The following is an 8,273-nucleotide window of genomic DNA, read 5'->3' as shown; positions in this document are numbered from 1 at the left end:
AGCGCGATGTGGCCGCGGCACGAAAAGCGCTCCGGCAACTGCTCAAGGAACCGATTCGGTGTATTCCGGTGGAACGGAAAGGCAAGAAAGTATTGCGGGCGGAAGGACAAACGACCGTCGGGACCTTACTGTCCCAAGGTTATATAAACTTGGCGTCCCCAAGGGGGTTCGAACCCCTGTTGCCGCCGTGAGAGAGTTTCATCTCCAACTTCAGTGCACTTTGGCGCACTTCAGCGGACACACGTATGTTATTGATATGTTGCGATAAAGATACCTGACTGTCTATACTTGTGCGCGACGGTTTAGGGACATCGCAGCAATATTTCAGCAACACGAAGCAACACGGTGGAAATTCCAGTATGGCGAGATCGCTTAGAGATTCGCGGTTGGAGACCCGCACGGCTAGACTCAGGCTGGAGCGCGGCAAACTTTATTGGCTTCAGCTCGATGACGGTCTGTCTTTGGTTTATCGGCGGAATGCGGACGGTGCGGGGACATGGAGTATCCGCGTCAACGACACGGCAATTGGCAAACGCTCTATGCGGGCGATCGGCAAAGCCGACGATTTCCAGGATGCCGACGGATACGGCATCCTGAGCTTTGCCCAGGCGCAAAAAAGAGGCTTCGAATTACACGCGAAACCGACACCTTCAACGATCACGGTGGCTCAAGCCGCAGAGAAATATCTCGAATGGTATCGCCAACACCGGAAGGCCTATAAAGAAACACTAGCGACCATCGAGGCCCACATCCTCCCCGATCTCGGCGACAAAGCCATCGTTAATCTGAGCAGCCGGGATATAAAGGAGTGGCATACTAAGCTCGCTACGCGGCCGGCACGGAAACGAACCAAGCGAGGGCTGGAACAGGCATATAAGGAACACCCAATCACGCACGATGAGAAGCGGGCACGGAAGTCGACAGCAAACCGAATTCTGACCGTGCTGAAGGCGATCCTGAATAAAGCCTTCGAGGATGAATTAGTTGCTGACGACACCCCATGGCGGCGAGTAAAACCATTTAACAATGTAGATGAGCCGGTTATTCGGTTCTTGACCGAAGCGGAATCGACACGATTGATTAATGCATGCCGTCCAGATTTTCGGCAGCTCGTCAAAGCGGCATTGTTTACCGGCAGCCGATATTCAGAACTTGCTCGCTTACGCGTTACCGATATAAATCTCGATACCGGATTGGTGTTTCTCTCCGCAGAGGCGAAATCCGGCAAAGGCCGTTACGTACCCTTGTCCGAAGAGGGATTAAGCTTCTTTGCGGAAGTGATAGCGGGCAAGACCGGAGATGAGTTGGCCTTTACAAAGCTGGATGGCACGCCGTGGAGCCGAAGTCATCAGCTGAGGCCCATGACCGAGGCCTGCGAAGCGGCACGAATACGACCAATGATATCGTTCCACGAGCTTCGACATACCTATGCCTCGTTATTGGCACAGGCCGGTGCGGACCTGTTGACCATCAGCAAATTACTCGGTCATGCCGACACCCGAATCACGAGTCGACACTATGCCCACCTGTGCGATAAAACTCTGACGAATACCGTCCGCACCCTTTTGCCGAGCTTCGGCCATAAAGCCGATAAGAAAGTAAAGGCAGTTCGTTAGCCTTACGTGAAGACCGCTCGGTCATTTCCTATATATCAATAATATAATTCCTTTTTGGAAGCATATAATTGAACTAAGAAATCTCACAGTTTGAAAGGCAAGAATGTGAAGTATCCGTTATTAAGTTATTAATGATGTGAGGTGCTTCACAAATTGTGGTCATAATTATAGTAAATATCACAAGCTATTGTTTACAAAAAGATTTTAGACTTTTCATGGGTGCATTGGCACACTATTACGGTCAGTTAAAAACTAGTGGAGACATCCATGCCCCGTAAGAGAAAACCTGCAAAAGCGCCTACTCCTCAGATCGAAATCAGCCAAAAGGCTGCGATAACAGTTCCTGAATTTTGTGCAATACATAGCATCAGCCGCAGCAAGTTCTACGAATTGCAAAGGCTAGGACTAGGTCCAGCAATCTTTAAAGTTGGACGGAAGCCGCTGATAAGCTCTGATGCTGCTGCTGTCTGGCGGCAGTCGATGCAGGCGGGAACAAAATAAGGAAAACCGCGGCGCAGGGACGCAGCCGCGGCTAAGATGATTGGCATCTCTAGTATATCAGCGATTGCTGATATGTGGTCATCTTGCTGCTGCTTCGCTGTGCCCCAGATAAACCGATCTAGGGGAACAATTGTGTCACTACGACGCTTTGCACATCCTCAGACCCCATTCAAGGGGCTGAAACCTCAAACCCACCTTACTGAAAACGACCGTCAACGACCCACGTTCGATGCCGCTAACTTCTCAGGATATGCTCAGAAACTTTGGGTTATGTTGGAGCATATTCCAAGCGATGATTACGAAATATGGCGGAATATCGGCTTTGCTCTTGGCGATGCGGTCAGCCAAGAAACAATTGACGAGGACGAGGGACTTGACCTGTTTGATGCATGGTCAAATCGATCCGAGAAATACCCTGGAAGGGATGAAATCAAAAGACGGTTTAAAGCCTTCTTGAAACCTGGAGATATCAAGCTTGGAACGCTTGTTCATCTGGCCAAAGAACACGGCTATTCTGCGAATGATCAGGAATTCGCTGATGAATCTGACGACTGTGAGAAATCCCTTTGTGAGCCCCTGCAAAAACTCAAAAGGCAATATGATGCCTGCCCTGATGGAAAATTTTCCGATAGCCCTTACTTGCAGAGGAAAATATTCCACTCAGAAAATGGGACACCAATTTTCAAAGTCAGTGATTCAGAGGCTTGGTTCCCGATTTACAACGTTGAAGGCGATTTTCGAGGATATGAACGCATCCTTGCCGACGGCAGCAAAACAGCGGCTAAGGGGGCCAAGAAATCAGGTGCATTTTATGCCCCTTTTGCCGATGATCCTTCAACTGCGATCCTCCTTGCGCATCAAATTACTGTTGCTGAGGGCGTATCTGATGCCATCACACTCGGCCAAGCCTTTCGGCCCGACGAAAAAACGCTTGTGCTCGCGGCATTGTCCGCTACCAATCTCCCGGCGTTAATACGTGCCCTTCGGCAGAGGAATCCTAAAGCCGATATCGTCATTGCCCGAGATAATGACCCAGCTGGAATCCGCTCTGCCGAACGAGCGGCAACTGAAAATCATTGCCGTATAGCTATTCCATCAGCTAAGGATTTTGATGAGGACAGATTAAACGGCGTAAGCTTTCAGGAGATCGCGAATCGAGTTATTCGTGCTGCCTATCCCATCCCGAAAATCGAAACGGCATTGAGACTCGTCTTGGACGAGTTCCGATGCGATCGTTACCTGGACATTGCCCCACCGCCTCGGAAATTCCTGGTTCGCGATCGCATACCAGCCAATATCGTTGGCGCAATCCTTGGAGCAGGCGGCAGCCGTAAGACAACGCTCCTGATCCAGTTGGCCATTGCGATAGCTACCGGCATGTCATGGGCTGATGGCTTGGGTGAGATAGAGCATGCGGGCGGAGTGCTTTATCTGGTGCTCGAGGATGATTCAGATGAACTCCATCGGCGTCTATGGATGGTTATCGCTGAGCTGGCTAACGACGAGACGGAACAAGCGATCAAAGCTGCGGTACGCCAAAACTTGTTTATTAGATCACTGGTCGGGCAGGACAACGCTCTCGTCACCAAGCGCGGCAACCAAGCCGAGAAAACCAAACGGGTGGAGCAGATTATCGAACTGGCAACACAGATCGAAAACCTACGATTGATCGTTGTCGAGCCAGTTTCCCGGATTTTTAACGCCGATGAAAACAATGCTTCCGATATGTCGCGGTTGGTTGAGGTACTCGAAGAGATCAGAGAGGCGACCGGTGCAACTGTGCTTGTCGCGCATCACATCTCCAAGGCAGCACTCCGGGAGCGAGAGACCTCTCAGGTGTCATCACGGGGATCGTCGGCGCTGATCGATGGCATCCGCTGGGCGGCGCAACTCCGTACGGCAGATAAGAAAGAAGTGAAGCACAGCGACCATACTACTTGGGTGAAGTTCGATATGGTGAAGTCGAACTATTGCCGGTTGGACACGGATCTTTGGCTCCATGCCAAATTTAATGGATACCTCCGACGTGCCGATCCGCAAAAAATCAGCGAGGCGGCCTGCCTCGCTCAAATTCGGGATCGAATTGAAGCAGATGCGAAAAACGGCACACTCTGGACGATATCGGGGTTTGTTCGCCAGTACGGCGGTGTCGATGGCCCCTTTGGTGTCGGCAAAGACAAGCTCGACTCCGAGATCCGGGATGGGCTCAATAAAGGCTGGTTCCAGCTCGAAGACAAGATTGAGGCTGCCGTCCGATTCCCGGAAGCCGCCCGCGAGCACCGCAACAAGCAGCAGTTGCTAACTCCTAATGAAACGGCGGAAGTTATCGAGCTCCCAAGGAGGGGATCATGAATCGACCTTGTGTTCGGATCTCAGCGTCCAGCCGGATTCAAAGTCGGACACAAGGCCGAAAGCCCGATATCCCGCAGTTTAGTCGTTTCGAAGATGAAAGTTGTGTCCGGCGTCCGGCATCCGGATCCGGACACAAGAATCCGGTCGGACACTGGAGGCCGTGCCACTTTTGGGCTACAGCGATTTCGGCTTGTGTCCGGCGAAAAATCCGGTCGGACAAACTTTTCTCCTATTTATCAGTAACTTGTCGTGTCCGACCGGCCTATATATATAGGTGCCCGGCCGGACACACGGCCGGCACCTATAAGTGCCGGCACCAGATATCTCTTTCGAGCAAGGAAGTATATTAATGAAGCCTAACGTTCTCAGTCCTCGTCAACGTAAATTCCTGTTTCGATTGGCGGAAGGCCTTTCGCAAGCTCAAGCCGCACGCGAAACCGGTTATCACGTCGTCAGCGCGTGTCATCTTCTCAAACGTCCCGAGGTCCGGGCGGAACTAGAGCATCTTCGATCAGAGGCCGAACAGGAGCTTCTTACGCGGTTGTCAAAGCTTGTACGCGAGTCCTTGGACGTACTGCAGCGAGCTTTGTCCTACAAGAACCGGCCGGCCGAACAGATCATGGCCGCTCGAACGATCGTGCTGCTGGTCGAACGGCTAAGCGCTCGATCGGTCGAGAAACCCAACAGCGCCGCCCCCGCCGTCGTCGACGTCCCGGTCGAGCTGGAGCCGACCACAACCAATTAACCGCTTTTTCTCAATCAGGGGCAAGGAGGCCCAAAACCATGACAACACATCAAGATTACCCACCGTTTTCCGCTTTCTGGTGCATCGCTTTGGGGCGGAGGCTCAGAAGCCAACGAGCGCAGAATTTAAAGCCCAAAACGATGACGCGAAAGCGGTTTAAGGCCATCTTATGCGGACATCTATTACACCCAATAACCCACGGGCTGAGAACACCTTTACCCGACTACTTTTCGGAGGACGAACGGAAGGAGCTGCTGGAGATTGACCGGCAGTCGAGGTGGATGGATCAGGAGCTATTCGAGGGAATCTTTGATACCGGCAACTTGAATCTAAGCCACTGGCCCAGTGGGCGGTAGCGCCCCGATCCGGCAGCCAGCACGAACAGCGTCAAGGTCACTGACACTGTTCCACCAAAGGAATCCATTAAGGAGTCAACATGTCCTCTTTTCGCGAATTAGACAAAATCAAAATCTGGGGCAACCCTCTCCACGGCCTCGTGAAAAACGGCCGGCTGTATCTTCCGACAACTACCCAACCCAAAACTGCCGGCGGCAACTACTACCTGGCCAATGGTCTACAATGCTTTTGGGACGCCGAAGAGGGGCGATATTACATTCCCTGTGAGCAGCCGCACGGAGTGCTGTATCAAGAATTTGGACGAGCCTTGCGGCTCAAACGGCCCGGCTGGACTGCGCCGAACCGAACGGCTGGACAACTGGCTGAAGACGAGATCAACGGGTTCTCGTGGCGTCCGGAAGCCCTTATGTCGGGCGCCCGCGGCCAGATATACCGTAAGAACACTAGCATATTCAACAACACTCCTGGGCCCTGGATGTTCCTGGCGACGGGAGACGGTTCCCGTTGGCTAATTCAGATCACATCGGTCAATATGCCTGCAGCGAACAGCGCCGTGATGAACCTCACGGTGACTCGGTTTGGCGAGTTCGGAAAAGCGCAGGAACAGGCCAATTACACCGTTGAGTGGCCAGACATAGGTGTACCGGCAGGCTCCGGTGTTACGCCGAGCGCGGAATGGCTGCTTGAAGATGCGAAATCGGACGGCAGTCAGGTTGTATTCTCCACACGCACGGCCGGAGGTTCTCTATCAGGCATAGGGATCGACCTCGATTCCTCCCTAAAGGTGACGGCTCAATCCTTGTCGTTCTTGTCTCTAGCCGTGGAGTACGGAGGCTCGGCGGAGGAATTCACTTTCACCCCAACAGTCCTCCTTGCGTATGGGGCGGTCTTTGGAACGGCCTCCAGCTCTGGTGGCATCACTCCGACGTATAGCCTTTTTTACGAATCCTCCTATGGGCCTGTGGATCTTCGGGCGTCCAGTTACTCCTCCACAAACTCAGTAACGGACACAGTGCTGGGGTGCTTTTTCGACGGCAGCGACAATCTCAAAATGCTTAAGGTCCGCTGGGAGGATGAGCATATTGGAACCGGGACAGGAGTTGGAGATCCCCCTGGCCCGTTTCCACCAGGGTCTAACCCGCCGACCGCGGGCAGTTTTTCCGGCAGTACGGAGTCGTCCGGGACTTTCTCCTACTCAGTGACACTCGGAGATACGGAGGTGTACAGTCTGTCCGGTTCGTTTAGTAAATCACAAACGATCTCTAAGGAATGGGAGCTGTCGCCTTTCATGGGTGGTTATGTCAACGGCACAACCACCACGACGGTTACTTGGGACGTCTTAGACCAACAGTTCATGTATGAAGTGACTAATGAGAGCTCCGGTCTGGATGCTAATGGCGGAGTAATAGCGACAGCTTTCGCAGGTAGCCCCAGCCCTTTACTCCGCGGAAATCCTTTCGGAGCAGCGTTTAATGTCAGCATCTTCGCTCAAGACGGAGCGCAAGACACCTACGTTACCAAGGAACTTTATCTTTTTATCTTGAGACCCTCTAATAAGCTGTTTTTAATCACCCCTGTTATTTATTCTGCGACTTTTGTTGATGCAGTATTTGTAGAGGATACAACGGAGTTCCTCTCTTCCGTCGCGATCCATCCCGCTGGGACTACCCAGATTTCGGAAACTTTCTCGATGCTGCCTTTGCACGGGTCGTACGACCCTTACACGCAGGAAGTGGCCATAGGGACGGAACCGATGTGTTTTGTGTGATTGGGCGCCAAAGGCGCTTGAGGTAATACGGCGACAGCGTACTTGTCGGTGTCGCCGTAGTTCGGTTTTCTTTTGGCCTGATCCCCGGGGATCGCCAGTGGTGCAGTTTTGATCCACAGCGTCAGAGCCGATGTCTCTGACGCTGTCCCACAAAGTAAGGAAACGCACCGTGAATAATTCCTCAGCCCTCTCGGCCAGACCTCGCCTTTCGCTATTAATCGAATGGGTAGGCCACTCTCAGCACCTTAGTTCGCGTGGTCCGTCACGGACTGCGGCTCGCCCTGCAATCTTTTTCAACATGAAACGACATCTCGGGCGAGGTAGTCTATCGCGTCATCCTTGATGGACAGCATCTGCCAAAATAATCTAAGCTTTCGCAAAAGTAACCGGGTATTATACCCGTTTATTTAACATAAAGAGGGTATAATACCCACTCGAGAGGTAAGCATAATGATTCAAGCGAAAGAGGTTCTTAGACTCACCGGACTCAGTGCTGACCAACTTCGCGAGTGGACCTGCCGCCGTGGTTTGGTGAAACCGGATGTTCAGCCCTCCGGCCCCGGTACGCTTGCCCTGTATAGCTGGCAGACGGTTCTCGTTCTGCGGTTGGCTGTCGAAATGCGGGACTCTTTTCGAATGGAACTGCAGGCGCATCGAAACCTTTTTAATGGACTTGCCAGTCGGTTGGCCGGAATCTCTTTTCCATCCCTGGTCGGTTGTCGTCTAGCCTGCTATGCGGGCGGAGATTGGGTACTCCTACGGCATGGAGAGGACCCCGAACGGGACGCCGTCCTGCTCCGCCTAGATCCCCACCTAGAGGTTCTCGGCGCCGAGTTCGCTCCCCATGAGCCTTTGAGACAACTGCCACTCTTTCCTGCGGTTCAGCTGAAATGAGCGCTTTGCAAGCAATCGAGAGGAACCTTATCGCACTCGG

The 8,273-nt window shown here is 52.6% G+C and carries 7 protein-coding genes; all 7 read left to right on the top strand.

Translation table 11 applies throughout. The features are described from left to right. Positions 1-191: hypothetical protein (locus tag ABJK70_RS16735; RefSeq protein WP_347258526.1), on the top strand; the 191-nt coding region annotated here is incomplete at its 5' end. A gap of 168 nt (positions 192-359) precedes the next feature. Then, positions 360-1,616 (top strand): tyrosine-type recombinase/integrase, encoded by a 1,257-nt coding sequence (locus tag ABJK70_RS16730; protein WP_347258525.1) that lies wholly within the window; start codon positions 360-362, stop codon positions 1,614-1,616. A gap of 267 nt (positions 1,617-1,883) precedes the next feature. Beyond that, positions 1,884-2,117 carry a hypothetical protein gene (locus ABJK70_RS16725; RefSeq protein ID WP_347258524.1) on the top strand — a complete coding sequence of 78 codons (234 nt, stop codon included), beginning with the start codon at positions 1,884-1,886 and terminating at the stop codon, positions 2,115-2,117. Positions 2,118-2,387: 270 nt separating this feature from the next. After that, the gene (locus tag ABJK70_RS16720) at positions 2,388-4,469 is read left to right on the top strand and encodes an AAA family ATPase (RefSeq protein WP_347258523.1); all 2,082 of its coding nucleotides are present in this window, start codon (positions 2,388-2,390) and stop codon (positions 4,467-4,469) included. A 349-nt stretch (positions 4,470-4,818) separates the two neighbouring features. Continuing rightward, positions 4,819-5,214: a hypothetical protein gene (locus tag ABJK70_RS16715; RefSeq protein WP_347258522.1), complete on the top strand. Its 396-nt coding sequence runs from the start codon at positions 4,819-4,821 to the stop codon at positions 5,212-5,214. Positions 5,215-5,650: 436 nt separating this feature from the next. Then, complete coding sequence (locus ABJK70_RS16710; RefSeq protein WP_347258521.1) at positions 5,651-7,339, top strand: hypothetical protein; 1,689 nt, start codon at positions 5,651-5,653, stop codon at positions 7,337-7,339. A gap of 450 nt (positions 7,340-7,789) precedes the next feature. After that, positions 7,790-8,233, top strand: a complete 444-nt coding sequence (locus tag ABJK70_RS16705) for a MerR family transcriptional regulator (protein WP_347258520.1) — start codon at positions 7,790-7,792, stop codon at positions 8,231-8,233. Positions 8,234-8,273: the final 40 nt, after the last annotated feature.

The sequence above is a fragment of the Methylocaldum sp. genome (genome assembly GCF_039794385.1).
Lineage (GTDB): Bacteria > Pseudomonadota > Gammaproteobacteria > Methylococcales > Methylococcaceae > Methylocaldum.
Note: the sequence above shows the minus strand (reverse complement) of the source record. Positions and strands in the feature narration are given on the sequence as shown.